This window comes from Brenneria sp. hezel4-2-4 (assembly GCF_013155275.1).
Lineage (GTDB): Bacteria > Pseudomonadota > Gammaproteobacteria > Enterobacterales > Enterobacteriaceae > Brenneria.
On sequence record NZ_JABJXS010000016.1, the window covers coordinates 1 to 26795 of the forward strand.

Genomic DNA, 26795 nt, shown 5'->3' on the forward strand with positions numbered 1-26795 from the left:
ATTTGCCTGGCGGCGATAGCGCGGTGGTCCCACCTGACCCCATGCCGAACTCAGCAGTGAAACGCCGTAGCGCCGATGGTAGTGTGGGGTCTCCCCATGTGAGAGTAGGGAACTGCCAGGCATCAAATTAAGAAGTTGCAGTGAAATCCTCGGGGCGGTTCTCTACTCGATAGAGAGTAGGAAAAAAGCCGCAGGCTTTTAAACGTTGCGGAGCAACGGCCCGAAGGGTGAACCATGAAATGGTTCATAAACTGCCAGGCATCAAATATTCAGGTGCGCTGATATGGCTCAGTTGGTAGAGCGCACCCTTGGTAAGGGTGAGGTCCCCAGTTCGACTCTGGGTATCAGCACCAGTAATTTAGGTTAACGTTTTCGGTTTAAAAAGAATTTACCTGGCGGCGATAGCGCGGTGGTCCCACCTGACCCCATGCCGAACTCAGCAGTGAAACGCCGTAGCGCCGATGGTAGTGTGGGGTCTCCCCATGTGAGAGTAGGGAACTGCCAGGTTTCAATTAAGACATAAGGCCAGCCTTTACAGGTTGGCCTTTTGTTTATCTTGTCTTTATAAAATTCGCCTGGAACAGCGGTAATATACCGTGCCGCATAGCAATTTTTCGGAATATAAACTGGAACAGCCTCGAGATGATTCGGAGCTGTTCAAGTTTATAATGGCGGGATTAAAGAATACGGCTGATCAGTCTGTCGATACGAATGCGGCGCAAACGTCGAATGAGCTTGCGGACTTTTACCGGATATTGCGCAATGCTTTCCAGTTCCATATAACTTGTGACGACCTGGGTATGGACTTTGATATTGTCCAACTCTTCCAATCGCTGTGCTAACAGAACCTGTTTGGGATCGTGAATTAATATGGCGTTTTCCAGATCCAGACGCCAGGCGCGAGGATTAAGGTTGTTTCCCGTCAGTAGCTGCCATTTATTATCAATCCACATACCTTTCAGGTGGAAACTGTTGTCGCCATCTTTCCACAAGCGAACGACGAGCTGCTGATTATCAATATAGCGCTGTAATCGGCTCAGGAACCGACGCAGGTTGATTTCATAGAGATAAGGCAGTGCGCCGATGATCTTGAATGGCTGATCTTCCGGAATATAAAAATCATTCGCGGTTTTATCACCGATGATGATTTCTACTTTCTTTCCTTCCCGTAATAACCGGATGATATTGCGAACCAGCAGAGCGGGCAGGTTAAAATAAGGTGTACACATCACCAGGTGCTCATCTGTGCAATACATCAGATGATGGATGGTTTTATTCAGTGGACTCTGTTTGCCTAACCCGACCAATGGCGTAACGGTCAGTTGATCGTTAACGTCGCCGCAGTCAGGCGTGTGATAGGTTGCCGTACGCAATGCCTGGCGGAATTGCCGGGTTTCGTTTTTGATTTCCAGGCTTTTAGGCCGATCGGTACGATCTAACCGGTTGATCGCCGGGGCCGACAGTATATTTTGAATATACTCGGCCATAGTATCAGCCAGTATTGGATTATGAATTATCTGATAACGATCATAGCGGTATTTATCGTGTTGATGCAGGTAGACATCGTTCAGGCTTGCTCCGCTGTAGATCACGGTGTCGTCAATGATAAAGCCTTTTAGATGCAGAACGCCCAGCGCCTCACGCGTGTTTACGGGGATACCGTAGATAGGGAAGCGCGTATCAGGATATTTCCGCGCCATATCGCAATACCAGTCGGCATTGGTATTTTCTGCCGCTGCGCCTATCCGCCCGCGTTGAGCGCGATGCCAGTCTACCAGGATACGGGTATCAAGTTCGGGATGCTGCCGTTTAGCCTCATATAACGCAGACAATATACCCATTCCGCCATCGTCATGCTCCAGATACAATGCCACAAGGTAAATACGTTTTCTGGCATTCAGAATGGCATTGACCAGCGCGGTGCGGAAGCGTTCAGGAGAATGAAGTGTCTGAACGTCATCAGCTGTCTGAGGGATTTTGGGTAATTGTGCAAGGTGTTGTTGGTATTTATTGCGTTTAAATTTTGACAACATCACAGTGCGTTTCTTCTCTCATCAGTTATGACCCGCAGGCCATCATCAAAAGTTAAGGAATTGCTGAATCGGCGATAATACCATTAGTTGCCTGCGGTTGTGAGCAAGTTTTGCCATTGACAGCCAGATCGTCTCTTGATGCGGGAGCTATATCACGTATGGTGATTAATTTTCCAGCGGTAGTTCCAGCGTGACGATCCCTTCTTCCAATTGGACGTCGACACTAAAGCCAAGTTTCTTCGCCAGCGTAATCATTCCCTGATTATGCGGCATGGTGATGCCATTCAGCCTCCCCAGCCCATGTAATCTGGCATACTGGATGAGCTTTTCCAACAGGCGCCGGCCCAGACCTAATCCCTTTAAATCGGAACGAACCAAAACGGCGAATTCAGCGCTGGTATTATCGGGATCGGAAATGGCTCGCGTAACGCCAATAATCTCCGCGCCTTCTTCCGACTGGCGTACGGCAACAAACGCCATTTCCCGATCGTAGTCAATCTGGGTCATATTGGCTAAGTCTTCGTGATTAAATTCATTAATTTCGCTGAAATAACGGTAATACAGGTCTTCCTTGGTGACTTTGGCGATAAATTTACTCAGCAAAGGTTCATCTTCGGGCAGGATAGGGCGGAATAGGCAGATAGCGTTGTTTTTAAGCGTGACGGTTTCTTCCAGCTCCTGCGGGTAAGGGCGGATAGCCAACCTTGACTGTGGATCTCCGCTAAACGGCGTCAGATGGAGAGTGACGTCCAGTAAGGTAAATTCATCCCCGGAGGCCAACAGAGGATGGATATCCAGCCGGGATATTTCCGGGCAATCGAGAATCAGGTTTGAAACCTGTACCAGTAAACGGCTGAGCGCCGGAATATCCAAAGGACGCAGCGCGCTGCGGCTACGAATTTTCCCCCCTTTTACCGCCTGCAACACCAGATAGCGGGCCAGCGTCATATTCAGCGGCGGCAGCGCCACGGCGGCCTGTTTCTCCCGCCATTCAACGCCGCCTTCCCCCAGCATGATTAACGGCCCAAATACCGGATCCTGTTCGACAGCGATCCGTAGCTCCTGAGCTCCGGCCCGGTTCGCCATGCTCTGTACCAACAGACCGTGAATGCGCGCTTGGGGATAGGTCTGTTTTACCCGATCGAGAATCGCATCGGCGGCCTGCTGAACTTCTCTGGCCGTTCGTAAGTAAAGCATGACGCCCTGAACTTCCGACTTATGGGGAATATCCGGCGAGCGTAGCTTAATGGCGACCGGATAGCCTATCTGCTCGGCGATGTATACCGCTTCAGTGCTGTCATTGGCGATCCAGGTTGGCAGGGTGTTTAAACCGTAAGCCTGTAGGATAGGCTGGACTTCATGAGTATCCAACTGAGTGACGCCATCGGCCAGCGCCTGGTGAATCAGCGTATGGGCCTGGCTGGCATTGACGGTTAAATCCTGCGGCAGCGCGGGGGTTTCCATCAGTTGCTTCTGGTTACGGCGATATTCAACGATGTGCATAAATGCCGTCACCGCGCCTTCCGGCGTGCGGTAGGTGGGGATGCCCGCCTCGTTGAATAAGCGGCGCGCTTCCTGTGACGAAAACTCGCCGCACCAGTTTGTCAGCAGCGTAATACGTTTGCCGCGCGGGTGTTGCCGGAAAAGCGTAATCAGTTGTTCGGCGCTTTCGGTGCCGGGTGCGGCGGCGCTGGGAGCATAAATGATAAGCAGCGCATCAATGTCATCGCTATCCAGTAAAACAGTAACCGCGGCCAGATAGGATGCGGTTGTTGCGTCCTCACGCAGATTAAGCGGGTTACCAATAGCGATGTGTCGCGGTAATTTTTCCCGCAGCATTTGCTGCGTGGTTTCACTGAGGATCGCCAGTTTTCCCTGTCTGCTCAGCAACCGATCGAGAGCCTGTGCCGCCGGCGCAGCGCCGTTGCTGACGAGCAGCAAACGTTCGCCACGCAACGGACGCAGATGGCTAAGGGTTTCTACTGCCGAAAACAGTTCATGCGTGTCACGTACCCGCAAGAGGCCCGCGCGTTGGATTGCGGCGTCGTAGGCGGCGTCTAATCCCTGATGCCGGCTGTTGAACAATTGTTGCGCCTGCTGGCTGCGTCCGCTTTTTATCACCAGAATCGGTTTGTTTCTTGAGGCGCTCCGGGCCGCCGAAAGGAAACGACGGGCATCGCTGATATGCTCGAGGTGTAACAGGATCGCGCTGGTTTTGCCATCGCGAGCCAGGAAATCCAGCAGGTCGTCAATATCAATATCCAGGCTGTCGCCCAATGCAATAAAATAGGAGAAGCCAATACCCCGCTGCTGCGCCCAGTCCAGAATCGTGTTGGATACGGCTGCGGATTGAGAAATAAACGCCAGTTTGCCTTTCATAATGGGAACGGGCGAAAAGCTGGCGTTAAGTCCCTGCCAGGGGGCGAGCAGCCCAAGACTGTTAGGGCCTAATAAACGCATGTGATAACGCACCGCACAGGCTTTTAATTCACTGAATTGAGCGGGCTGGGCCGATAAGATAATGACGGTTTTACAACCGCGCAGCCCGAGATCTTCCAGCAACGCCAGATTGCGCTCGGCGTTGGTACAGATAACCGCAAGATCGGGTGTCATGGGCAGGCTGGCGACATTCGGATAGGCCAGCACGCCGCAGACGGCGCGATATTTCGGGGTGATGGGGAGCACCGGCCCGTTGAAGTTCCCATCCAGCAAATTCCGCATCATCAGAAAACCCGCCCGTCCCGGTTTTTCTGACGCGCCCAGAACCGCTATCGACTTGGGACGTAATAGTGCTTCCAATCCGCGCTGGCTCATAAGTCACCTTTTTAGAAGAAGACGATTTGATACTAAACGTTTTCGGCGGTTTATGCTGTGATGATGGGTAGAATTTCCCGTAAGGTATGATGTGGCTTCCCGGCCAGATAGCGTTCGCGGAAGCGATCGAAATGAACGGAGAGCGACGCGGCGGCGGTATCGTCTCCGGCTTGTGCAAGCAGGGCTATCGCAATTTCAGCGGTGCAATGTTGTCCGGCGTGGCTGGCTTCCCGTAGTTGATAGCGGGAAAGCGCATCGACATTCAGTGACAGAATGGGTAATCCATCCAGATCGGGGCTTTTGCGGAACATTTTCCGCGCTTCCGGCCAGGTGCCGTCAAGCAAGACAAACAAAGGCGGTTTCCCCGAGGCGGGCAATTGGCGGAACACCTGACGCCCTGGTTCGGCGTCGTCGGCTAAAAAAACCAGATAAGGTTGATAGTCCGAATTTTTTAAGGCGGCGAGCAACTGCGGATCGGGCGATGTGCGGGACCAGAGAAATGCCTGCGTATCCGGCAGGATATCGGCGATCAATCGCCCGGTGTTGCTTGGTTTCAGCGGTTCGGTATCGAACATCACCAGACAGAAACGACTGTGGGAATCCTGCGGCCGGATGGTATGGCACAGACAGGCTGTAGCCGGCAGCAGGCAACGCTGACACCGTACCACACGGCAGCCGCGGGCGCGGAACGGTTTGGTTGATTGCTCAAGACGCTGCTGGCGCAGACGAAGAACGGCATTGTTGATCATGAAATATTGAGCATCTCAGTATTCTGCCAGGAGCCTGTTTACGACCTGCGGCTTTAGGGAATATCCGCAGAAACAGGCTCTGAAAGGCGTTATTCTAATCGAGATGCCGCCTGACCAAAAGGCGCGTTTACAGTGACTCGTCCAACCAGCTTTCAAAGGGGGCTTTAGGCAGCGCGCCGTTGAGCATGTCGACCAGTTGTCCTTGTTTAAACAGCATCAGTGTTGGAATCGTGCGGATGCGGAAACGCGCGTTGAGCGCAGGTTCCGATTCTGTATTAACTTTAATAAAGCGTATTTTTTCGCTGCGTTCCTGTGCGACACTTTCAAACACTGGCGCAAAGTTGACGCAGGGACCACACCATGGCGCCCAGAAGTCGACGACGACGGGCAGATCATCCAGTAGCAGTTTATCCAGTGTCGCTTCGGTGGCATTGATAACCTCGCCCGTGAACAGAGATTCTCCACAGCGGCCGCATTTTGCGTGGTCATTAATATGTTCTTCGGGCAGACGGTTTGTTGTGTGGCAAGATGCACATACCGTATTCATAACGAGGCCTCAGATAAAAAAGGGCTAAATAATGTGCTGTTGATGAAAACCGTTGCGGGTAGGCAATTAGATGTCGACAGCATGTTAAATAAATAGAGTATTACTTAAGCAATATGTTACTTATTGGTTGATTAAGTATGGCGGGCAGGTCAGTAGTCAACAACGTGGTTTACTCAATAGCTACGATAGTTTTTGGCTTTTATGACAAGCAGGTAGCTAAGCGGGTGTACATAAGGTAATCTTCGCGCCCAGCGCGTAGGTGGAGAGAACGATGAGCGATTCATTTAATAGTAAAAGCGGCAAAGTCCGCGTGATGTACGTCCGTAGCGATGACGAGGGCGATAAAGAGAATAAAAACAAACGTCCGGCAGATAAAGATCGTCGCAGTGAAAGCGGACGCGGTCAGCGTGAAGGCGGCGGTTCGCGGGATAGCCGCGGCAAACCTCAGAATCCGCGCGATAAGAACCCGCGTCATGCCCGCGAGAACCCTTCCCGTGAAGGCGATGCCCGTGAAAAAAGTCCGTGGGGCAAAGAGCGCAACGATCGCGGCGCTGAGCGCCCGCGTCGTCCTCGCAGCGAAGAGGGCGGCTATGCGGATTCACCGTGGAAGACCGTGTCTCGTCCTCCGAGTGAAGAGGCTGAACCCGATCATGGCGGTATCAGCGGTAAAAGCCAGATAGATCCCGCGCAGATCCGTCGTCAGCGTCAGGAAGAAACGCGCGTTTATGGTGAAAATGCCTGTCATGCGTTGTTTAAAAGTCGTCCGGACGCGATTGTTCGCGCCTGGTTTTTGCAGGAGGTTACGCCGCGTTTTCGTGAAGCGTTGCGCTGGATGGCGGCTAACCGCAAGGCTTATCATGTTGTTGAAGATGATGAACTGATCAAAGCGTCCGGCACTGAGCACCACGGCGGCGTTTGCTTCCTGATTAAAAAACGTCAGGGGCTGGATGTGAGTGAATACCTGCAAACGGCCGGCGAAAGTGATTGCGTACTGGCATTGGAAGATGTGGGTAATCCGCATAACCTCGGCGGCATTATGCGAAGCTGTGCGCACTTTGGCGTGAACGGCGTGCTGGTTCAGGATGCGGCGTTGTTGGAGTCCGGGGCGGCGGTGCGTACCGCTGAAGGCGGCGCCGAGCATGTGAAAGCCATCAATGCTGATGATTTCCTCTCTGTGCTGGCCGAGTTCCGCAAGGCCGGGTACACCATCGTGACCACCTCCAGCCATAAAGGGACGGCGTTATCAAAAAACTCATTCCCGGCCAAAACCGTGATTGTTCTCGGGCAGGAAGGCGGCGGTCTGTCGGATAGCGCCTGGCAACAGGGCGACGTCAAGATCTCGATTGAAGGAACCGGTAAGGTTGAAAGCCTGAACATTTCTGTGGCGACGGGGATTTTGCTGTCCGAATGGTGGCGACAGAATCACGCCTGATAAAAGAAAAGTCGCTTACGCTAGGGTTGCGGGAGAAAGTCGATGCCGCGCCTTTAGCCGTAAATTTGCGATGATGAATATGGGATGTTCTTTGATGACACGGAAAAAATCAATTCACACAGCGACATCGTTGCTCCTGGGGGCGTTTTTTATCAGCGGCTGTACTCAGACGCCGCATGTTCCCGATACCGCTCGCTCGTCGTCCCAGGCCTGCCATATCGGAGATAGGCAGGTGCAAACCACGCTGTATTTCGGCCTCAACCGTCCTTCCGGCCCGCCGGTTTCCGATGTGGAATGGAAAGCCTTTGTGGATAACGACGTCACGCCGCGCTTTAAAGCCGGCTTGACCGTGTTCGACGCCAACGGACAGTGGTTAGGGCAGGATGGGAAGATTGTCCGGGAAAACAGTAAAGCGTTACTGCTTATCCATGGACCCGACCACGAAAACGACATAGAAACGCTGCGCACGCGCTACAAGGCGCGTTTTGCGCAGGAGTCCGTAATGCGGGTTGATGCGCCGGTTTGCGTCGCATTTTGATGTTTCCCGTCCCCCCCGTAGCGGGAGGGACGGGAAAAACTAGTGCGCGCCGCCGCCTTTACCACCCGAGGTGAACGGCGGACGCGCAAACCACACCAGCACCATCAGCACAAGAAATATGCCCGCCGCGGCCCAGAAGATTTCGTTGGCGGAAATAATCAATCCCTGTGCGGTAATTTCTTTAGCGATATACGCCGAGGCCTGCGACTGGCTCATTCCCAGCGCCTGTAGCTGCTGATAGGTTTCCTGAGCTAGCGGATTATAAGGCGTCACCGATTCCGCGAGGTGCTCATGGTGTAGTGATTCACGCTGCGCCCATAATGTGGTGGTGATGGAGGTGCCGATAGAGCCCGCCAGCGTCCGGGTAAAATTGGACAAACTGGACGCCGCCGCCATGCGTTCCGGCGGGAGACCGGATAACGTAATGGTGGTCAGCGGCATAAAGAAACAGGCTACGGCAATTCCCTGTACAAACTGCGGCCACGCGGAGGCGCCAAAGTCCATTCCCGGTTCAAAAGTGTAAGCGCGCCAGTAAAAACAGACGGCATACATAATGAAGCTGAATGTGACCAGTTGACGCATATCCAGACGCGGGGCGAAGCGACCGATAATCGGCGACAACAGCACGGGCATCAAGCCGACGGGCGCGGAAGCCAGTCCCGCCCAGGTTGCTGTGTAGCCAAAGACCGTCTGTAATAGCTGCGGCAACAGAACGATTGCGCCGAAATAAAACATATAGGCCAGGCTGAGGCACAAACAGCCAATGGTGAAGTTGCGGGATTTAAACAGGGACAAATCCACCACCGGGTGGTCGTCGGTCAACTCCCAGACGATCAAAAACGCCAGTGATATGACGGCAACCACCGTGAGGACAATAATCTCACGGGAGTTAAACCAGTCCAGTTCTTTCCCCCGATCCAGCATCATCTGGAGACTGCCGATACCGACAATCAACAATGCCAGACCGATGGTGTCAATGGGCTTGATTTCGGTTTTAGTTTCCCGCCCGCGCAAGGTTTGCAGGGTAATGATCACGACCGCCACACCCAGCGGAACGTTGATAAAGAATATCCAGCCCCAGTGGTAATTATCGCTAATCCAGCCCCCCAGAATCGGCCCGCAAATCGGGGCGACCACCACGGTCATGGACCACAGCGCCAGCGCGATGCTGCGCTTGGCTGGCGGGTAATTATTGAGCAACAGGCTTTGCGACAGCGGGATCAGCGGTCCGGCGACAATCCCCTGTAGCACGCGGGCGAAAATCAACATCTCCAGACTGGTGGAAACGCCGCACAGCCAGGAGGTGAAGGCAAATAAAATGGTAGACAACAGGAAAAGACGGACTTCCCCGAAGCGTTTGGCCAGCCAGCCGGTGATGGGAATAGAGATGGCGTTGGCAACCCCGAAAGAGGTGATTACCCAGGTTCCCTGCGAATTGGACGCCCCCAGGTTACCGGCAATCGTCGGGATGGCCACGTTGGCGATTGTGGAGTCCAGAACCTGCATAAATGTCGCCAATGATAAAGCAACAGTCATCCAGGCTAGGCTGGCGCCCTTAAGCGGTGTTCTCTGCACGCTGCTCTCCTGACAGATTAACCGGCATTAGCCTGAATGATGTCGCCAATCATCTGGTTGACCGGGGCGAGATCCAACGCCAGCGCGTCGCTTTGATAAGCCGGCGTGCTGCGCGAGGTTTCGGCCAGCGCTTTACCCTCGGTATTCGCGGTATCTACGTTAACCAAGGCGGACAGGCCGATACGCAAGGGATGTTCGGCAATCTGCTGTGGATCCAGCTCAATACGCACAGGCAAACGTTGCACGACCTTTATCCAGTTACCGGTGGCATTCTGGGCCGGGAGCAGTGAAAACGCGCTGCCGGTGCCCATATCCAGACCGACGACTTTGCCTTGATAAACCACATCATCACCATAGATATCGGAAATGACGGTTGCTGGCTGACCAATGCGCATATTGGCCAACTGGGTTTCTTTAAAGTTGGCGTCAACCCACAGATGATCGGCGGGCACAACGGCCATTAGTGCCGAGGTGGCGGAAATTCTGGCGCCGACCTGAACGCTGCGGCGTGAAATATAGCCATTTACCGGGCTGACGATTTTTGTCCGTTGCAACGCCAGCCAGGCGTCACGCATTTCCGCCGCCGCCTGTTGTACCGCGGGTTGCTGCTCTAACGGCGTGTTCAGGATCATGGCCTGATTGGCCTGATACTGTTGTTTGGCAACCTCCAGAGACGCTCTGGCGCCCGCTACGGCATCCCGTGCGTGCTGGACTTCTTCACGACCGATGGCATTCGCGTTGCCCAGTGTTTCACGACGGTTTAAGTCGCTCAGGGCTTTATTCAGCTCGGTCTGACGTAATTCAATATTGGCCTGATACTGTTTGCTGTTAATAATGAGCTGATGCGTTTGGCGCACGCTGCTGGCGAGTGCGGTCTTGGCGCGTTCAAAGGCTTGTTGCGCATCGGTCGGATCCAGTTCGACCAGCACATCGCCTTGTGTAACAAAATCAGTATTGTCAACATTCACGCGCGTGACGCTGCCTGTCACCTGCGCCATAACCTGAATTTGATTACCGGCGACATACGCATCATCCGTGTGCTGGTGATGTCTGAGGATCAGGAACCAGTAAATAAACCAGATGCAGCCGAGGACGATAAAGATAAAGGTCAGTAGCATCAGTATCCGTTTGCGCTGTCTTTTCTTGTTTTTCCGTACTGGCAGTGGGGCCTGATTTTCTACGTTTTCACTCATTGTGTTCTCTCTCTTCTTATTCTTTTCTTACCTGGCATCAAGATATGTTTGTTCCTGACAACAACGCCGTCATGGATGGCGATGTCGAATCGCTCCGCAGGTGACACATCGGTAGTTCTCAGGTGACCGACCGGTAGTGATATTCAACCGCGACGCATCGTTAAGCGACGGCATGACCGGCTACTGAAAAGTAAACGGCATTGTCCGTGGTAAACATGGACGCCCCAATGAAATGAACAAAGGGGAATGTCGGCTACAACGAGGGTGGTGATATTATTATTTTTTAAATTAATCGGTTATGAGTTTTCGAGCTCGTCCATTTCATCCAATCGGGTCAGCAGTTTTCGCATTAATGTTTCAAGCTGTTTTTGCTCATCGATATTGAGGGTGGACCAGAGAAAATGCAGGCTTTTATGCTGCGGGGGAATGAGCTGGTCAAGGAAAGCCTTACCTTCTTCTGTCATATGCAGGTGAAGGCAACGTCTATCGCTATGGCTTTCTCGCCTTTCTATCCAACCTCTTTTTTCCAGATCATCGGCAATGCGGGTGGCATTGGTTCGTGATGATCCCAGCGCGGCACTGAGTTCTGAAGGTTGAATACTGTAAGATTCCTGTGATTCCAGAGTAATTAACGCCATGAACAAGGTTTCATTAATACCTTGGTCTTTAAGGATTTTATTTCTGTGTTCCAGTATCTTGCTCTGCATATGCATACATAAACGCAACAGCAGAACCTCCTGGCGTGGAAAATCCGGCTTGCGTGAAGCGCGCAGGTTTAACATTTTTTCTATTGGTGCAAACGAACTATCCATTTGTATTAACCTCAGTAATCACGGTCTGCATAGTAACTAAAGTTACTACTTGGGTAAATGACCTTATGTTAGATAAGCTCGCCTATTCTGTGACAGAAAGTAAACAACGAACGGTTGGAAATCGGAACAATACCCGGTGGGGGGAAAGAGAATATCGTGATGGTAGAGAATGATGGCGCGCGGAGAAATCAGAAAAATTTGATTGCGAGTCCGTAGCAAAATGCACCAAGCAAGGTCGAAAATACGATACTGCGGGTTTTATAGAAGCAACCGGTCAGTACGATGAATCCGACCAGCGTAGGCAGCAGTTTCTCATGGTGTTTGAGGATGTCCGGTACGCTGGAAACGATCAGTAGCGCACAGATCGAGGCAATACCGATGCTGTCCAGCAGCAGCGCGGTTTTGCCGCGCTGCAAAGAGCCGGAGGCCCGGGAAGAACCCAGCTTCAGCGGCAAGTAACGGAAAAGGTAATTCACCAGACCGACGATCAGTCCGATAAGGATAATCTGTGTACTCATGAGTTTACCTGGGTAGATGAGGCGGGTTGGAAAAGCGCGGCCAGACAACCACCGCCGATGCCGATCAGAATCGCCGCCGGAATGGATGAGATCAACAGACCGAATAACGCACCCCCTAATGCACAAATGACCACCAGACTTTGTCTCCGCTTGAATGAAGCCAGCAGGAAACTTAGAAACAGGGCCGGCAGCATGAAAGAAAGGGCAGCTTCCACTGCGGGATAATCCTCCAGCGGGCCGTTGCCGGATAGCGCGCCAACGGCTGTTCCCAGGCTCCATGACAGCCAGGATGAAGCTGCGACGCCCAGCATCCAGTTTTCCGACCAGCATCGGTTATTGCGCGCCAGTCGCGCCGCCGCCGCCGCAAAGACTTCATCGGTCAGACCAAAAGCCCATAGCGCGGTTTTGCCGGTGGGAATGCGCTGTAGAATACGGTGGCGCAAGGCCGGGCCATATAGGACGTGACGCACATCCATCGCCATCACGGTTAATGCCGCAATCCATATCGACATGCCTGCGCTGAGCAGCGCCGTGATGACGAACTGACTGGCGCCGGCATAAATAATGCAGGATAGAAAAATCCCCTCCAGCGGTGTGAAACCTAATTTGACCGCATTCATGCCAAAGGCAAAGGCGACCGGCAGATAGCCGATAACAATGGGCAGGCTGTCAAACACGCCTTCGCCAAAGGAGGCGCTAGCGAGTGAGGATGACGTCGGCTGCGCCAGTTGGTCGGATGCGTTCACAGTGCTCACAGGGTTGATGGCTGATTTGCAAAACCTTATCAAAGCGTGATGGAAATTTCACGCTCCGTTTTCGTCGGCCGATACGCGCATCAGTACGCTTTAATGGCCTGATGCGGCGGCCGTTAGCTGACGTTCATAATGATGTCCTTTCCACCATACCAGCAGGTTTAACAGGCTGGTAATACTGCCTGCCGTACAGACGCCCAGCCAACCCCAGTGCTGATAGGCCGATGCCGAGATCAGCGAACCGAGCGCGCCGCCGATAAAGTGGAGGGTCATATAACCGGCCGTCAGGCGGTTACGCGCCTCAGGCATCATGCGATAAATCACGCTTTGGTTGGTTACATGTACGCTCTGAACGGCCAGATCCAGTACGATGATACCGATTAACAACAGCGCCACCGACTGAATGCCAAAAGCCACAAACAGCCATGACAGCAACAACAGTATCAGGCCGACGCTGGTTGTTTGTCTGGCTTTGCCCTCATCGACCAGACGGCCCGCGCGTGAAGCCGCCAGCGCGCCGGCGACCCCGGCTAGCCCGAACAGACCGATAACGCCTTCTGAATAATGGTAAGGGGGAGCGGCCAGCAAAAAAGCGATGGAGGTCCACAGGATGCTGAAGTTGGCAAAGGAGAAACAGCCCAGCAGCGCGCGGGTACGTAATAACGGCGAGGCGGCGAACAGGCTGAATATTGAGGATAAAAGCTGCGGATAATTAAGCGTATTTTGCTGTTGAATCCGCGGCAGGGTACGCCAAAGTATCAATGCCATGATGACCATCAACGTACTGGCGACCCAATAGACCGTACGCCAGTCGCCGAGTGAAGCCAACGCGCCGGCGACGGTTCGGGCCAGCAGAATGCCCAGCAGCAGGCCGCTCATAATGGTTCCGACCACTTTCCCTCGGGTTTCCGGAGTGGCCAGCGTGGCCGCTAACGGAACCAGGAGCTGTGCAACGACCGAGAATAGACCTGTCAGCGTGGTTCCGGCGATCATCGGCCACAACGTGGAGGAAGAGGCGGTAATCACCATACCGCCCGCAGCGAGTAATGTCATGCCGACAATCAGCCTCCGCCGTTCAAACATATCGCCGAGCGGCACCAGAAACAGCAGACCGACGGCATAGCCCAACTGTGCCGCCGTAACGATAAAACCGGCCTGATTGACCGAGAGCTCAAATGCTTTGGCGATGGTATCCAGCAAGGGTTGAGCGTAGTAGTTGCTGGCGACGGCAAGGCCGGTGGCCACTGACATAATGAGCGTCAGGGACAGGCTCAGGCCCGATTGTTCTTTGGGAGACGGCATATTCAACGCGGGTTATATATTAATAAAACGGCAGTATCGGACAGGTAGTGAAGAGATGCCAGAAAATATTCGATTGCGTTCGGCTGGCGTACTGACGGGATGTGGTCAGGGAACGGAAAGCTGATGACCGAAAAATAAAGGCGGCAAAGCCGCCTGAGGTTGCTGACAAAGCCTGGTGAGCGGCGATAATGGATGGATCGTAAAGACGCTGCAAGTACGTCCCTGTAAGCTCGAACCGCGCCATCCCTGGCGCGGACGCTTTACTCTTCCATTCCATTATCACCGTTCGATAAAGGGTGATAGGTTTGTCAACGGTCTGAGGCGGCAAAGCCGCCTTTGAGGTGTGTGGCAAATAACTTACTTGGCTGCTTCGGCCGCCGTTTTGACCCAACCGTCAAACAACTGCTGGTGGGCTTTGATCCAGCCGTCAACATGCCGTTCAATATTCTGTTGAGAACCTTCGCCTTCATGCATACGCAGATTCTGCGCATTAACATCGGCCAGCGGCAGTTTCATGATGGAAAACAGCTTCGCCGCCGCCGGATTTTTCTCGGCCCATTGTTTATTGGCGGCGATCTTCATGCTGTTGACCGGGAAACCGTAGTCGGCGCCATTGGGTAATTTGGTGCTTATACCCTGTTGAGCGCCCGGTAGGGATGAGAACGGCACCTGTAGCCACACCACGTCACGTCCCGGAACCAGCACATCGCTGACCCAGTAAGGCGTCCAGGTGTAGTAAAGAATCGGTTTGCCTTCTTTATAGCGGGTAATGGTGTCGGCGATCATCGCGGCATAGTTACCCTGATTGTGTTCCACGGTGGCCGAGAGGCCGTAAGCCGGCAGATGGTGATTAATCGCCGCCTCGCATCCCCAGCCCGGCGTGCAGCCAGTCAAATCCGCTTTACCATCGCCATTGGTATCAAACAGTTTGGCGATGTTCGGATCTTTTAACTGTGCAATGTTGGTGATTTTGTATTGATCGGCGGTTTTTTTATCGATCAGATAACCCTGGGCGGCGCCGGAAACATACTCGCCCTGACGGTAGAATTTCGCATCGCCGCCGGCGGCTCTGTATTGATCGGCATGCAGCGGATCCCAACTGACGGCAATGAAGGTGGCATCGCCGGAGGCGATCGAGGTATAGGCCACGTTATAATCCACTTCTCGGATCGGCTGAACGTCGTAGCCCAGTTTCTCCAACGCTTTGTTGACCAGCATCGTCTGGAAGGTTTCTTCGGAGATGGTGCTTTGCACCGGGATAACGGTGACGCCTTTACCGGGCAGGTCGCTTTGTGCGGCGTAAAGCGGCGCGCTTAGCAGCGCGGTGGTTAGGGCGGCGGCCCAGATTCTGGTTGTGCGCATAATTCTTCCCTCTTTTCTGTTTTAGTGAAGTAGGTATATTGCGTAAGTCTGATACCGCCAACGGTCTGACGGCTGCCAGACCGTTGGGGCAAATAAATTACTGCTTGATGAAAGGACGGGTCACCAGGCCGATCGGGCCGACGGTATACCAGCTTTTACTGCCTTTGCTGCGTCTGTCACGACCCAAAGATTGAGTCAGACGATCGAGGATAATGGCCAGAATAACGATACCGACGCCACCGACGGCCGCCAGTCCCATATCCAGTCGGCCAATGCCGCGTAGCACCATTTGGCCTAAACCGCCAACCGCGATCATGGAGGCAATAACCACCATCGACAGCGCCAGCATCAAGGTCTGGTTCACGCCGGCCATAATGGTTGGCATCGCCAGCGGCAACTGGACTTTGAACAGCATTTGACGAGGGCTGGCGCCAAAGGATTCGGCCGCTTCAATCAAGTCGGCCGGCACCTGACGGATACCCAGGATTGTCAGACGAATAATCGGCGGCAGGGCAAAGATGATGGTCACCACCACGCCCGGCACATTACCGATACCGAATAACATGACGATCGGCACCAGATAGACAAAGGCCGGCGTTGTCTGCATGGCGTCCAGCAGCGGTCGGATGATTTTTGCGGCCCGTTCGCTGCGCGCCAGCCAGATCCCCATCGGTAGCCCAATCAGCATGCAGAAGAACAGAGCGGTCAGCACCAATGCCAGCGTCACCATCGCCTGCGACCATGCGCCAATAGCGCCAATGGCCACCAGTGAAATCAACGTGGCGATCCCCATGCTGAAGCTGGACATCTGCCAGGCGATCAGTGAGAACACCAGGATCGCGATCGGGGCGGGCATGCCGAGCAGCAGTTGCTGAAAGCCGCTCAGAATAAAATCGACCGGCACACGGATCCCCTGAAATACGGGTCTGAAGTGCAGCACCACCCAGTCGATCCCGTTGGTTACCCAGTGATCCAATGGGATGAGGGTATCCTTGAATGGATCGAGCAGGTTGAAATGTTCCGGCTCGGCAGGCGGGGCGCTGTTGAGCCAGTCGCTGCCCGACTGCGCCGCGTCGGGCGCTCCCTGTGCCGGCGGCGCGGCATTCCAGGCATCCGCGCCGTTGGCGGGCGCATCCTGAGCGGCGCTACCGGTGGACCAGGGATCGCTCTGCGTGCCGGCATCAGGTACGGCGGTATTTTCCCCCTGAGGGGCGTTTGGCGTCGTTGCCGCCCAGGGATCGCTTTGCGCGGCAACGTCATGCTGGCCGACGGCTTGATCGGCGCCTTGCTCAGGCGCGGTGCTGTTTTCCCATGGATTTGCGGTTGATTTACTCATTGGTCACTCCTTCCTTATCCAGCGCCTGTAGCAGCATTCCTTTTGAAATGATGCCAATGTACTCGTTGTTTTCACCGATCACCGGGACAGCGCAGGGGGCTTGCGCGACCTGCGAGATCAGTTCATTGAGCGACATATCTGCGGGCACAGGAGCCGGATCGGATAACAACGCATGTTCCAGCGGCTGTTGTTCCTTCAAGGCCTGTTTCAGTGAGTCGATGGAGACGACGCCGATAAATTTTTGTCCTCGCTCCAGCACGTAGCCGTAATCGCGGTCTTCGTCTTGCAGTATTTTCAACGCGGAACGCGGCCCGACGCCCGGTGTTTTACGGATAAGCGTGACCGGACGACGGCGAGCGATATCCTTGGCGCTGAAAACATGGCTAATATCCACGCCGCGGAAAAAGGTGCGAACGTAGTCGTTGGCCGGGTTATTCAGAATCTCGTCCGGCGTGCCGACCTGAATCACTTCACCGCCATGCATAATGGCGATACGATCGCCGATGCGCATGGCTTCATCCAGATCGTGCGAAATAAACACGATGGTGCGTTGGTTACGTGACTGAAGCTTGATCAGTTCATCCTGCATTTCCGTACGAATAAGCGGATCGAGCGCGGAGAAAGCTTCATCCATCAGCAGGATATCCGGGTTATTGGCTAGCGCCCGCGCCAGCCCGACACGCTGACGCATCCCGCCGGAGAGTTCGTCCGGGTATGAATTGGCGTAATTCTCCAATCCCACCTGTTGTAGCGCATCCAGCGCTTTCTGTTCGCGTTCGGCTTTCGGTATTCCGGCCAACTCCATGCCAAACGCCGTATTGTTGAGAATATTCAGATGCGGCATTAACGCAAAAGACTGAAACACCATACTGATTTTTTTACGCCGCACGTCGCGCAGCGCTGCGTCGGATATCTGAGCGATATCTTCGCCATCAATCAGAACCTGACCGCGAGTGGGTTCTATCAGACGATTGAGAAGGCGTACCATGGTTGATTTGCCGGAACCGGATAATCCCATGATGACAAATATCTCGCCTTCTTCAATGGCCAGACTGGCATCTTTCACACCGAGTGTCAGACCCGTTTTTTCAAATATCTGATCTTTGGTTAAACCTTTATCAATCAGTTTAAATGCCCGGTTAGGATGCTCGCCAAATATCTTATAAAGATTCTTTACTTCAAGTTTAATTGCCATGAAATTGTTGTTTTCCTATGGTCATTTATAATTCTATAACGTTTGTCCTGGTAATGATTAAACGCCACATACCCTACCATAATGAGATTCTGAGACAACCCCCCGCACTCCGAATTGGTTGTAATCGCTACAGGGTGATTAGTGTGCTTTTAATACTATTATTTTCATATAACTGGATAAGATTTTTTGATTTGAATATTGCTGGTGTTTGTTTTTTTATGTTTTGAAAACAATGTATTACCATGCTGTTGTGTTGTGATTTCCACCGGTGTGAAATAAGCGCTTTTCATAAGCGGGAAATCGATGATTATTGTTTGTTTTATCAATAAAATACGGAGCGATATAAAATAATGATTCTGCCTGTCAGGCAGCGAAATAGGTCGATTTCCGTGCACAATAATTTATGCAAATCGCCGCCGCGACGATAATTATAGCAAAAATAGGCGAGATGATTTTGTGGCGTAAATGGATGTGTGGCGTACAGCTAATCCTGGCGAATATTGTGTGCGCCGATAGTGTGATTCAGCTAACACTATTATCCTTTCTCTGCGGATAATTTTTTGCCAATCGCGGTGACTGGGGCAGTACGTAATGAACGGCCGACAAGGCGGATAATCAGCATTATTTCCACGTCTTAAGTAAGACGATATCCCCAACGAATTTCAAGAGGCGGACAGCCAATATGCCCGCAAGCGCGTAAGTAGATGAATGGCGCCATGACACCGCTATCCGCCAGAGGCGTAGCAGGATGTCATCGCGGCCATGTATTTAAAATTACTCGGTCATCAGGCTGACATGCGCGGCAATGATGCGCCATCCTTCAGGCATTTTCATCCAGGTTTGCATCTGGCGGCCGGTTTTGGCGCTGCCCTCCCGCCGGAATTCAGTACTGGCTACCGCCATATCGTGACCATATGTGGTGATCACCGTATTTTGCAGTTGCCGATCCAGACCGGCGGACGGGCGGGCATTGCGGAACGCGCGAATTTCATCAATGCCGTACAGATTTTCACTCGCGCCATAGCGAACGGTCAGACTGCTATGCCAGAACAGTTCATCTAATACGTCGATATCGTTACCGGTCAAGGCCTTCTCATAACGATAAAAGGCCTCGGTCACTTCAGCCAACACGTCGGGCTGATTAATGTCATCAGGCAGCATCAGTAAGACTCCTTAGAACAACAAACATTATAAACAACAGCCCTGCTGCTCCAGCGCCCAGGCGGCACGCAGGCAGAGGTCTTCGCGCCAGGGCGCGGCGATGATTTGAATACCGATTGGCAGCCCGCCGGCGGTCTTTATCGGTACGGTGACAACCGGCAAGCCGACGAAAGAAATCGGCTGGGTAAGCATGCCCATGCTGGCGCGTACCGGCAGATCGACGCCGTTGATGCGCATCGTTTCCTGTCCGATAAGGGTTGCACAACAGGGCGTCGCCGGGGCAATCAGCAGGTCGGTGTGTTCGAACAGCGGCAAAACCTGTTGACGGAAATAGTCGCGAAAACGCTGCGCCTGTACATACCAGGCGGCGGGGATCATGGCGCCGGCCAGCAGGCGTTCACGAGAGTGGGGTTCAAACTGCTCCGGCGTATCGCGCAGGGCGGGGAGATATTGATTCCCGCCTTCGCTGGCGGAAAGGATAAATGCCGCGGTACGCGCCAGGGCCGCTTCCGGTAGGGTCACGCTGGCCTGGGCGTTCAGCGCCCGAGCAACCTGTTGCAGCGCGGTTTTGGCTTCGCTGCCGCTCCACTCGGAGAAATAGCCATCCAGCACGGCGCAGCGCAGGCCGGTATTTCCTTCGGCTAATTGTTCGGCACATGTCAGGGGCGGCCTTTCGGCCTGAAAGCGGTCTGATTCATCCTGACCTTGCAGCGCATCAAAAACCAGCGACAGATCTTCGGCGCAGCGGGCCATCGGGCCGATATGATCGAGGCTGGCGACGAACGGGTGGCTGCCGCTGCGCGACAAACGGCCGAAAGTGGGCTTCAGGCCGAAAATACCGCACAGCGAGGAGGGCACCCGAATCGATCCGTTGGTGTCGCTGCCCAGACTGAAATTGACCAGCCCGGCAGCCACCGCCGCGGCGGAGCCGCCGGACGATCCCCCGGCAATACGCTGTTTATCGAGCGGATTACGCGTTGCGCCGTAATAACTGTTTTCCGTGGTGAAGCCGTAGGCGTAGGCATCCATATTGAGCATACCGGACAGAAGCGCCCCCTGACGGGCTAACTGCCGTATGGCGAACGCGTCCTGCGATGCGGGCGGGCGCCGGCTGAATAACTGCGCCCCTGCCAGCGTGGTTTCACCCGCAACGTCAAACAGATTTTTCACGGCGTAAGGCACACCGGCCAGTGCGGGCAACGGCTCGCCGCGCCGGCGCTGACGATCGAGCGTCTCGGCCTCGTCCAGCATGCGCTGGCGGGTTATCTGCGTATAGGCATTGATTGTGGGGTTGGTCTGCTCAATGGCGTCCAGCGTGCGTTGCGCCAGCTCTCTGGCCGAGAGTTCGCCCGCCAGCAGCGCCTGTTGGATCTGTCTGATGGACAAGGGCTGAGGATCGTTCATAGCTGGTAGACTCCGGCGATTTCCTGACGTTCATTGAGCGGAAAATCCATCAACGGCTGCGCCATCGCATGAATTCGGCTGAACTGGATCAACAACTCCTGACGTCGATCATCGGTTAATGGCAAGGCCAGCAAGGTTTCCATTTGTTGCAGATACGCCGTCAGTACGGCGTTATCGGTTGATTTTGCACTCATTGGTTTTCTCTCCCGCGAGATGAATTAAAAGCCCGCCGCACTGCCGTTGCTGCGCGGATCAAATGCTCCTTCCAGCATACCGTTGGTATGGCGGACGATAGCCCCGGCGTGACCCACGGTTTCACTGAAGCTGCTCAATAATTCGACGTCATGGCCTAATGCGCGCAGCGCGTCGAGGGTGGCGGGTTTAAAACGGTCTTCAAGCTTTAAGGTGTCGGAAGACTGTCCCCAGGTTCTGCCTAATAACCAGCGTGGGGCCGTAATGGCCTGTTGCAGGGGCAAGCCCTGAAGGATATGGCGGATAAACAACGCCGCCTGTGTCTGAGGCTGTCCGTCGCCTCCCATTGATCCATACACCATGGTACGACCGTCGGCCAACCTCGCGGCCGCCGGATTCAAGGTATGGAACGGTTGCTTGCCGGGTTCCAGCGCCAGTAAATGCTGGGGATCCAGGCTAAAAGAGGCGCCCCGGTTCTGCCACAGTACGCCGGTTCCGGGCAGCACCATGCCGCTGCCGAATTCGTGGTAGATACTCTGAATAAAGGACACGCACAGCCCGCTGCTATCGCAAACGCCCATCCATACCGTGTCGCCGGGGCCTTTTCCCGCTCCCCACGGCGCGGCCTGCCGGGTATTAATCCGCTGGGCCAATACGCCAAGTTGGTCAGGCTCCAGCAGTTCCTGAACATCCTGCGTCATCATTTTCGGGTCGGTAATAAAACGATCGCGCAGTCCGAAAGCCAGCTTGGTGGATTCGACGATACGGTGAATGGTCTGGCTATCGTTTAAATCTTCCATGCCAAGATGATCGGTTAAGCCGAGGATCGCTAATGAAACCAATCCTTGCGTCGGAGGCGCGAGGTTATAAATATCGCCCTTGCTATGTTTCAGCCGCAACGGCGTGGTGCGTTTGGCGCGATAGTTCGCCAAATCATCATACGTCAGCGGCATGCCTAAGCGCGCCATCTGAGCGGCAAAACGCTCTGCCAGCGAACCGCGATAAAAACTGTCCAATCCTTCCTGCATCAACGTGGTTAGGGTTTCGGCCAGATCCGGCTGGGTGAAGCGCCCGCCCGCGCGGGGAATAGCGCCCTGCGGCATAAAGATCCGGCTAAACTCCGCAAAGCAGGACAATTCGTGATGGTGTTGCGTCAGGGCATCTTCCTGCGACTGGGTGACAGGAATGCCGCCGGCGGCATAGCGAATCGCATCGGCGAGCAAACGGGCGAGGGGCAGCGGGGTTCCGCCCAGTTCCTGCGAGAAGGCCAGCGCTTCCTGCCACCCGCCCACCGTACCGGCGACGGTCAATGCCGCTTTGGGGCCGCGGTGCGGGATCTGCTTTTCTCCCTGATAAAAGTCGCGGTTCGCCAATGAACCCGCCGCGCCGCTGGCATCAATGGCGATCGGTTCTCCGTCCGGGGGAAGAATTAGCCAAAAACCATCGCCGCCTAGCCCGTTCATGTGGGGATAGACCACGGCGATAGTCGACGCCGCGGCCACCATTGCTTCAATCGCATTGCCGCCTTCACGGAGAATAGCTTGCGCACTGGCGCTGGCTAAATGGTGTGGCGTTACTGCCATACCCAGTGGCGCGGTATTACTTTGCATCATGCCGAGGTTCCTTTTTTTTGTCCGGCGGTAGGGGAGTTGTCAGACGACGTTATTGCGTCATGCGCCGTTATTTTGTGTTGCCGAGTACCGCCTTGTTAAGCAACAGTCGTTTTAAGCAAACGCTGTTCCAGTTTTTCTATCTGTCTAATCATCACTGGCTTATGTTATGTTGCGATGAAACAAAAGACAAAACTGAAACGAAAGTTACAGCCGACAGGTGACAGCGTTATGAAACAGATTGATGAACGATTGCGAGGCCGTTATAGCGAGCTTTCTCCGCAGGAACAGCGGGTGGCTGATTTTATTTTCGATCACTTCGACGATCTGATCAGCTATAACAGCGCTGAACTGGCGCGGCTTAGCGGCGTATCCAAAGCGACGGTCAGTCGTTTGTTCAAACGTCTTGACTATCCCAGCTACCGTGCCGTGCGCGAAGAACTGCGCACGTTGCGTCAAAGCGGCATGCCGCTGGCGGATAACCGTGACGCGGTGCAGGGCAACACGCTGTTGGCGCGGCATTACAAGCAGGAAATGGCGAATCTTACCCAGTGGATTAACCAGATTGAACCGTTGCGATTCAGGGCGGTTATTGACGCCATGATGCAAGCAAAACGCTTGTGTATCATGGGGTTAAGAAACAGTTATCCGGTGGCGTTGCATCTGCGCCAGCAACTGTTGCAGATCCGCCGGCAGGTGACGCTGCTGGCGCAGCCGGGTCAAACGTTGTCGGAAGAACTGGTGGATCTGGGCGCGCAGGACGTGGTGATTGTTGTGGCGTTCCGCCGCCGTCCGCGGCTGATTCAGCCCTTGTTGACCGAATTGCATGCCCGGCAGGTTCCGGTGCTGCTGTTGTGCGAGCCGCAGGCGCACAGCTTGTTATCGCTGGCGAAGTGGTCGCTGTGCGCGCCGCTGGATAGCGTTTCCGCTTTTGACAGCTACGCTTCCGCCATGAGCCTGGTCAATCTGCTGAGCAATGCGTTGTTGCATGAAATGTTGCGTGACGGCCGTCAGCGTATTCACCATATTGCCGATCTTTACGCCGAGCTGGATGAGCTGGAACAGCGATAATGGGGCGCAAAAATGGTGCTTTGCACTATTTTGGTGCTTTTGAGGTTCTATTTATCCCACCTGTTGTTTCGTTTTTCTGTCGTACGCCTTTCTCCTCATGCCTGCGCTGGCGGGCATTTTATCCCCTGAACCGCGAGCGAATGCTGCTTTTTGATGACCCGCTCTTTCCACGGCGCGGCGCCGGCGCCACAAAATCCACGCGCTTTGAGACTGGCATGTTCCTTGCTTGGTTTATTGCAACAATAGTTTCACCGTTTGCTGTTAGAGAATTTTTCGTTTCAATAAAAAACCAACTGGGGGCAGAATATGAGCATCAAAAAATGTTTGCTGGCGATAGTAGGCGCAGCGCTGTTACTGACTCAGGCCGGTAGCGTGATGGCCGATCAATTAAAGGATATCGAGCAGCGCGGCGTATTGCGCGTTGCCGTACCACAAGATTTCCCGCCGTTCGGATCGGTAGGAACGGATTTACAACCGCAGGGTTATGACATCGATATTGCGCGTTATCTGGCGCAAGAGATGAAACTGAAGTTGCAGTTGGTGCCGGTAACCAGCGCCAACCGCGTGCCTTATTTGCAAACCAATAAGGTCGATCTGGTGATTTCCAGCCTGGGTAAAAACGCCGAGCGTGAAAAGGTGATCGACTTCAGCCGCGCCTATGCGCCGTTCTTCCTGGGGGTGTTTGGCCCGCAGGGCAGCGAATTAAGTTCGCCTGAAGCATTGCCGGGTAAAAGCGTCGGCGTAACGCGCGGGGCGGTGGAAGACATGGTATTGACGGAGATCGCGCCGAAAGACGCGCAGATTAAGCGTTACGAAGACAACAACACCACGCTGTCCGCCTATCTGTCCGGTCAGGTGGAATATATCGCCACCGGCAACCTGGTGGTGGCGGCGCTTGCCGAGCAGAACCCGACCAAGGCGCCGGTGGCGAAATTCATGCTGCAAGATTCTCCGTGCTACATCGGCTTCAAAAAAGGCGAGCCGGCCCTGAAAGCGAAAGTGGATGCATTGATTGAGCAGGCGTTGAAAGACAACACGCTCAATAGCCTGTCTGAAAAATGGCTGAAAGCGCCGCTGCCAGACAGCATCAAAGCATAAGGAGGGTTTGCCATGACCTATCAGCTTAATTTTACCGCGCTATGGCCGTTCTGGCCTGAGCTGTTGGCGGGTTTACGGGTGACCATTGAGCTGACGGCGATGGCGACTATCGGCGGTATTGCTATCGGTATCTGTGGTGCGGCTTTGCGTAGCGGCAAGCCCACCCTGCTGAGCAAACTGTGGGGTATGTATGTTGAGTTGATACGCAATACGCCGTTTGTGGTGCAGCTGTTTTTTATCGTGTTTGGTTTGCCGAGCCTGGGGTGGAAATTGACCGCCGGCGAGGCCGCGTTGCTGGCGATGCTGATCAACCTGGGCGCCTACAGCACGGAAATTATCCGCGCCGGTATTCAGGTGACGCCGAAAGGCCAATGGGAAGCCGCCCGGGTTCTCGGGTTGACGCGCAGCCAGACCTTCTTTCGGGTGATTCTGCCGCCGGCGTTGCAGCGGATTTACCCGGCGCTGGTGAGCCAGTGCATTATCGTGATGTTGGGATCGTCGGTGGTCTCGCAGGTTTCCTATGAGGAACTGACCTTTGCCGCCAACCTGATCCAATCGCGTACGTTTCTGAGTTTCGAGGTGTATCTGGTGACTACGTTGTGTTATCTGGCGTTGTCCGTCCTGATGCGCCAGTTATTACTGCTGGCGGGCCGGCGTTTTCTGGGGAGTCAGCAACCATGATGACATTTACTGACTGGGATATTGTCCGCAACCTGCTGCTCGCGGCGCGCTGGACGCTTCTGCTGTCGCTGACGGCGTTTATCGGCGGCGCGCTGGTGACATTGCCGTTGATGTTGCTGCGCTTGACCAAACGCAAATGGCCGACGCGTATTATCCGTCTGTATTCCGAACTGTTTCAGGGTACGCCGTTGCTGATGCAACTGTTCCTGGCGTTTTTCGGTTTGGCGCTGTTTGGTATTGATGTCAGCCCCTGGACGGCCGCCGCGGTGGCGCTGACGCTGTTTACCAGCGCGTTTTTGGTGGATATCTGGTGCGGCAGCGTCGATGCATTGCCGAAAGGGCAGTGGGAGGCTTCACGCTGTCTGGGGCTGAGCTTCAGACAAACGCTCTACCGGGTGATTGCGCCGCAGGCGATGCGTATCGCCATCGCGCCGACGGTCGGTTTTTCCGTACAGGTGATAAAGGGAACGGCGCTGGCGTCGATTATCGGTTTTATTGAGCTGACGAAAGCGGGAACCATGTTGAACAACGTGACGTATCAACCGTTTAAAGTTTTTGGACTGGTGGCGCTGGGTTATTTCCTGATGTGTTATCCGCTTTCTTATTACAGCCGCTATCTGGAGAGGAAATTCAATGCCGCTCATCACCATTAATCAGGTTCAGAAGTATTACGGTCAGAACCATGTCCTGAAAGGCGTGGATCTGGATATTGAAATGGGCGAGGTCATTTCCATCATCGGGCGCAGCGGCTCCGGTAAAAGCACCCTGCTGCGCTGCATGAACGGCCTGGAAGGGTATCAGGAAGGCAGCATCAAGCTGGGCGGCATGACGGTGACTAACCGCGACTCGCAGGCGCGTGAGATTAGCCGCTCGGTGGGGATGGTGTTCCAGAACTTTAACCTGTTTCCGCATATGACCGCGCTGGAGAATGTGATGCTGGCGCCGCGTCGGGTGCTGGGCAAAAGCGCCGCGGAATGCCGTGAACTGGGCGAGCAGGTGCTGAACAAAGTCGGGCTGGGCGAGCGCATGGATTATTATCCCGGCAATCTGTCCGGCGGTCAGCAGCAGCGCGTGGCGATTGCGCGGGCGCTGGCGATGAACCCGAAAGTGTTGCTGTGCGATGAAATTACCTCGGCGCTTGACCCCGAACTGGTGGGCGAAGTGCTGAAAGTGCTGGAACAGCTTGCCGCCGAGGGCATGACGCTGATTCTGGTGACGCATGAAATGAACTTTGCCCGTGAAGTCGGCGACCGGGTGGTGTTTATGCATCAGGGAAAAGTCTGGGAACAGGGCGACAGCAAAACCTTGTTCGCCAACCCGCAGACCGCTGAGTTGAAGCAATTTATCGCCTCGGTTCGCGGGCTTTCCGAAGCGTAAAGCCCGATTAAAAATAGTTATCTCAGTTGGTTGGATTATTTCT

General features: G+C 54.2%; 25 protein-coding genes, 1 tRNA gene and 2 rRNA genes. 11 read left to right on the forward strand and 17 right to left on the reverse strand.

Annotated elements, in window-relative coordinates; all coding sequences use genetic code 11:
* Positions 1-5 precede the first annotated feature (5 nt).
* From rrf (HOY33_RS19015) to rrf (HOY33_RS19025), 3 genes are all read left to right on the forward strand, one after another.
* Positions 6-121, forward strand: a 5S ribosomal RNA gene (gene rrf, locus HOY33_RS19015).
* A gap of 156 nt (positions 122-277) precedes the next feature.
* A tRNA-Thr gene (locus HOY33_RS19020) sits at positions 278-353 on the forward strand.
* A gap of 38 nt (positions 354-391) precedes the next feature.
* Positions 392-507, forward strand: a 5S ribosomal RNA gene (gene rrf / locus HOY33_RS19025).
* A gap of 170 nt (positions 508-677) precedes the next feature.
* Here rrf (HOY33_RS19025) and pssA read toward each other — a convergent pair.
* The 4 genes from pssA to trxC form a co-directional block, all read right to left on the reverse strand.
* Positions 678-2033: a CDP-diacylglycerol--serine O-phosphatidyltransferase gene (gene pssA / locus HOY33_RS19030; RefSeq protein ID WP_172291642.1), complete on the reverse strand. Its 1356-nt coding sequence runs from the start codon at positions 2031-2033 to the stop codon at positions 678-680.
* 165 nt (positions 2034-2198) lie between these two features.
* Positions 2199-4847 carry a bifunctional acetate--CoA ligase family protein/GNAT family N-acetyltransferase gene (locus HOY33_RS19035; protein ID WP_172291643.1) on the reverse strand — a complete coding sequence of 883 codons (2649 nt, stop codon included), beginning with the start codon at positions 4845-4847 and terminating at the stop codon, positions 2199-2201.
* 50 nt (positions 4848-4897) lie between these two features.
* Entirely contained in the window at positions 4898-5596 is a 699-nt protein-coding gene (locus HOY33_RS19040; RefSeq protein WP_172291644.1) for a tRNA-uridine aminocarboxypropyltransferase, read from the reverse strand.
* Between the two features lie 127 nt (positions 5597-5723).
* Positions 5724-6143: a thioredoxin TrxC gene (gene trxC, locus HOY33_RS19045; protein WP_172291645.1), complete on the reverse strand. Its 420-nt coding sequence runs from the start codon at positions 6141-6143 to the stop codon at positions 5724-5726.
* Positions 6144-6414: 271 nt separating this feature from the next.
* Here trxC and HOY33_RS19050 point away from each other — a divergent pair, with 271 nt between their 5' ends.
* Complete coding sequence (locus HOY33_RS19050; RefSeq protein WP_172291646.1) at positions 6415-7575, forward strand: tRNA/rRNA methyltransferase; 1161 nt, start codon at positions 6415-6417, stop codon at positions 7573-7575.
* Positions 7576-7669: 94 nt separating this feature from the next.
* Positions 7670-8113, forward strand: coding sequence for a DUF3574 domain-containing protein (locus HOY33_RS19055; RefSeq protein ID WP_172291647.1), 444 nt, complete (start codon positions 7670-7672; stop codon positions 8111-8113).
* A 39-nt stretch (positions 8114-8152) separates the two neighbouring features.
* Here the strand turns inward: HOY33_RS19055 and emrB are convergent, their stop codons facing one another.
* The 13 genes from emrB to HOY33_RS19120 form a co-directional block, all read right to left on the reverse strand.
* Complete coding sequence (emrB, locus tag HOY33_RS19060) at positions 8153-9688, reverse strand: multidrug efflux MFS transporter permease subunit EmrB (protein WP_172291648.1); 1536 nt, start codon at positions 9686-9688, stop codon at positions 8153-8155.
* 17 nt (positions 9689-9705) lie between these two features.
* A complete protein-coding gene (emrA, locus tag HOY33_RS19065) occupies positions 9706-10881 on the reverse strand; it encodes a multidrug efflux MFS transporter periplasmic adaptor subunit EmrA (protein ID WP_172291649.1) in 1176 nt (391 codons plus the stop codon).
* A gap of 296 nt (positions 10882-11177) precedes the next feature.
* Complete coding sequence (mprA, locus tag HOY33_RS19070; protein WP_172291650.1) at positions 11178-11693, reverse strand: transcriptional repressor MprA; 516 nt, start codon at positions 11691-11693, stop codon at positions 11178-11180.
* Between the two features lie 188 nt (positions 11694-11881).
* The gene (gene ygaH / locus HOY33_RS19075; RefSeq protein ID WP_172291651.1) at positions 11882-12211 is read right to left on the reverse strand and encodes an L-valine transporter subunit YgaH; all 330 of its coding nucleotides are present in this window, start codon (positions 12209-12211) and stop codon (positions 11882-11884) included.
* Positions 12208-12957, reverse strand: coding sequence for an AzlC family ABC transporter permease (locus HOY33_RS19080; protein WP_371734394.1), 750 nt, complete (start codon positions 12955-12957; stop codon positions 12208-12210). The genes ygaH and HOY33_RS19080 overlap by 4 nt, the downstream gene beginning before the upstream one ends.
* A 99-nt stretch (positions 12958-13056) precedes the next feature.
* A complete protein-coding gene (locus tag HOY33_RS19085) occupies positions 13057-14265 on the reverse strand; it encodes an MFS transporter (RefSeq protein WP_172291652.1) in 1209 nt (402 codons plus the stop codon).
* A gap of 357 nt (positions 14266-14622) precedes the next feature.
* Positions 14623-15627: a glycine betaine/L-proline ABC transporter substrate-binding protein ProX gene (gene proX, locus HOY33_RS19090; RefSeq protein ID WP_172291653.1), complete on the reverse strand. Its 1005-nt coding sequence runs from the start codon at positions 15625-15627 to the stop codon at positions 14623-14625.
* A 97-nt stretch (positions 15628-15724) separates the two neighbouring features.
* On the reverse strand, positions 15725-16963 hold the full coding sequence (gene proW, locus HOY33_RS19095) for a glycine betaine/L-proline ABC transporter permease ProW (RefSeq protein ID WP_172291654.1): 1239 nt from the start codon (positions 16961-16963) through the stop codon (positions 15725-15727).
* Complete coding sequence (proV, locus tag HOY33_RS19100) at positions 16956-18158, reverse strand: glycine betaine/L-proline ABC transporter ATP-binding protein ProV (protein ID WP_172291655.1); 1203 nt, start codon at positions 18156-18158, stop codon at positions 16956-16958. Before proV ends, proW begins: the two co-directional genes overlap by 8 nt.
* 774 nt (positions 18159-18932) lie before the next feature.
* A complete protein-coding gene (gene hpxZ, locus HOY33_RS19105; protein WP_172291656.1) occupies positions 18933-19319 on the reverse strand; it encodes an oxalurate catabolism protein HpxZ in 387 nt (128 codons plus the stop codon).
* 27 nt (positions 19320-19346) lie between these two features.
* Positions 19347-20723, reverse strand: a complete 1377-nt coding sequence (locus tag HOY33_RS19110; RefSeq protein WP_172291657.1) for an AtzE family amidohydrolase — start codon at positions 20721-20723, stop codon at positions 19347-19349.
* Positions 20720-20917, reverse strand: a complete 198-nt coding sequence (gene hpxX / locus HOY33_RS19115) for an oxalurate catabolism protein HpxX (RefSeq protein ID WP_172291658.1) — start codon at positions 20915-20917, stop codon at positions 20720-20722. The genes HOY33_RS19110 and hpxX overlap by 4 nt, the downstream gene beginning before the upstream one ends.
* 24 nt (positions 20918-20941) lie before the next feature.
* Complete coding sequence (locus HOY33_RS19120; protein ID WP_172291659.1) at positions 20942-22528, reverse strand: gamma-glutamyltransferase family protein; 1587 nt, start codon at positions 22526-22528, stop codon at positions 20942-20944.
* A gap of 228 nt (positions 22529-22756) precedes the next feature.
* Between HOY33_RS19120 and HOY33_RS19125 the strand changes: the two genes are divergently transcribed.
* The 6 genes from HOY33_RS19125 to HOY33_RS19150 are packed head-to-tail and all read left to right on the forward strand — an operon-like array spanning position 22757 to position 26752.
* Complete coding sequence (locus tag HOY33_RS19125; RefSeq protein ID WP_172291660.1) at positions 22757-23596, forward strand: MurR/RpiR family transcriptional regulator; 840 nt, start codon at positions 22757-22759, stop codon at positions 23594-23596.
* On the forward strand, positions 23596-23967 hold the full coding sequence (locus HOY33_RS19130; RefSeq protein WP_172291661.1) for a hypothetical protein: 372 nt from the start codon (positions 23596-23598) through the stop codon (positions 23965-23967). The genes HOY33_RS19125 and HOY33_RS19130 overlap by 1 nt, the downstream gene beginning before the upstream one ends.
* The gene (locus HOY33_RS19135) at positions 23909-24694 is read left to right on the forward strand and encodes a transporter substrate-binding domain-containing protein (protein ID WP_172291703.1); all 786 of its coding nucleotides are present in this window, start codon (positions 23909-23911) and stop codon (positions 24692-24694) included. The genes HOY33_RS19130 and HOY33_RS19135 overlap by 59 nt, the downstream gene beginning before the upstream one ends.
* Before the next feature lie 12 nt (positions 24695-24706).
* A complete protein-coding gene (locus HOY33_RS19140; protein WP_172291662.1) occupies positions 24707-25375 on the forward strand; it encodes an amino acid ABC transporter permease in 669 nt (222 codons plus the stop codon).
* Positions 25375-26028 carry an amino acid ABC transporter permease gene (locus HOY33_RS19145; RefSeq protein ID WP_172291704.1) on the forward strand — a complete coding sequence of 218 codons (654 nt, stop codon included), beginning with the start codon at positions 25375-25377 and terminating at the stop codon, positions 26026-26028. Before HOY33_RS19140 ends, HOY33_RS19145 begins: the two co-directional genes overlap by 1 nt.
* Positions 26009-26752: an amino acid ABC transporter ATP-binding protein gene (locus tag HOY33_RS19150; protein WP_172291663.1), complete on the forward strand. Its 744-nt coding sequence runs from the start codon at positions 26009-26011 to the stop codon at positions 26750-26752. The genes HOY33_RS19145 and HOY33_RS19150 overlap by 20 nt, the downstream gene beginning before the upstream one ends.
* Positions 26753-26795: the final 43 nt, after the last annotated feature.

Excerpts from the sequence above, each read along its gene's own strand:
- HOY33_RS19140 (WP_172291662.1), top strand. The coding sequence starts at position 24,707 with ATGACCTATCAGCTTAATTTTACCGCGCTATGGCCGTTCTGGCCTGAG.
- HOY33_RS19120 (WP_172291659.1), bottom strand. The coding sequence starts at position 22,528 with ATGATGCAAAGTAATACCGCGCCACTGGGTATGGCAGTAACGCCACAC.
- HOY33_RS19130 (WP_172291661.1), top strand. The coding sequence starts at position 23,596 with ATGGGGCGCAAAAATGGTGCTTTGCACTATTTTGGTGCTTTTGAGGTT.
- HOY33_RS19040 (WP_172291644.1), bottom strand. The coding sequence starts at position 5,596 with ATGATCAACAATGCCGTTCTTCGTCTGCGCCAGCAGCGTCTTGAGCAA.
- pssA (WP_172291642.1), bottom strand. The coding sequence starts at position 2,033 with ATGTTGTCAAAATTTAAACGCAATAAATACCAACAACACCTTGCACAA.
- HOY33_RS19055 (WP_172291647.1), top strand. The coding sequence starts at position 7,670 with ATGACACGGAAAAAATCAATTCACACAGCGACATCGTTGCTCCTGGGG.
- HOY33_RS19085 (WP_172291652.1), bottom strand. The coding sequence starts at position 14,265 with ATGCCGTCTCCCAAAGAACAATCGGGCCTGAGCCTGTCCCTGACGCTC.
- hpxZ (WP_172291656.1), bottom strand. The coding sequence starts at position 19,319 with ATGCTGCCTGATGACATTAATCAGCCCGACGTGTTGGCTGAAGTGACC.
- proV (WP_172291655.1), bottom strand. The coding sequence starts at position 18,158 with ATGGCAATTAAACTTGAAGTAAAGAATCTTTATAAGATATTTGGCGAG.
- ygaH (WP_172291651.1), bottom strand. The coding sequence starts at position 12,211 with ATGAGTACACAGATTATCCTTATCGGACTGATCGTCGGTCTGGTGAAT.
- proX (WP_172291653.1), bottom strand. The coding sequence starts at position 15,627 with ATGCGCACAACCAGAATCTGGGCCGCCGCCCTAACCACCGCGCTGCTA.
- HOY33_RS19125 (WP_172291660.1), top strand. The coding sequence starts at position 22,757 with ATGAAACAGATTGATGAACGATTGCGAGGCCGTTATAGCGAGCTTTCT.
- trxC (WP_172291645.1), bottom strand. The coding sequence starts at position 6,143 with ATGAATACGGTATGTGCATCTTGCCACACAACAAACCGTCTGCCCGAA.
- HOY33_RS19110 (WP_172291657.1), bottom strand. The coding sequence starts at position 20,723 with ATGAACGATCCTCAGCCCTTGTCCATCAGACAGATCCAACAGGCGCTG.
- HOY33_RS19145 (WP_172291704.1), top strand. The coding sequence starts at position 25,375 with ATGACATTTACTGACTGGGATATTGTCCGCAACCTGCTGCTCGCGGCG.
- hpxX (WP_172291658.1), bottom strand. The coding sequence starts at position 20,917 with ATGAGTGCAAAATCAACCGATAACGCCGTACTGACGGCGTATCTGCAA.
- mprA (WP_172291650.1), bottom strand. The coding sequence starts at position 11,693 with ATGGATAGTTCGTTTGCACCAATAGAAAAAATGTTAAACCTGCGCGCT.
- HOY33_RS19150 (WP_172291663.1), top strand. The coding sequence starts at position 26,009 with ATGCCGCTCATCACCATTAATCAGGTTCAGAAGTATTACGGTCAGAAC.
- HOY33_RS19035 (WP_172291643.1), bottom strand. The coding sequence starts at position 4,847 with ATGAGCCAGCGCGGATTGGAAGCACTATTACGTCCCAAGTCGATAGCG.
- emrA (WP_172291649.1), bottom strand. The coding sequence starts at position 10,881 with ATGAGTGAAAACGTAGAAAATCAGGCCCCACTGCCAGTACGGAAAAAC.
- HOY33_RS19050 (WP_172291646.1), top strand. The coding sequence starts at position 6,415 with ATGAGCGATTCATTTAATAGTAAAAGCGGCAAAGTCCGCGTGATGTAC.
- proW (WP_172291654.1), bottom strand. The coding sequence starts at position 16,963 with ATGAGTAAATCAACCGCAAATCCATGGGAAAACAGCACCGCGCCTGAG.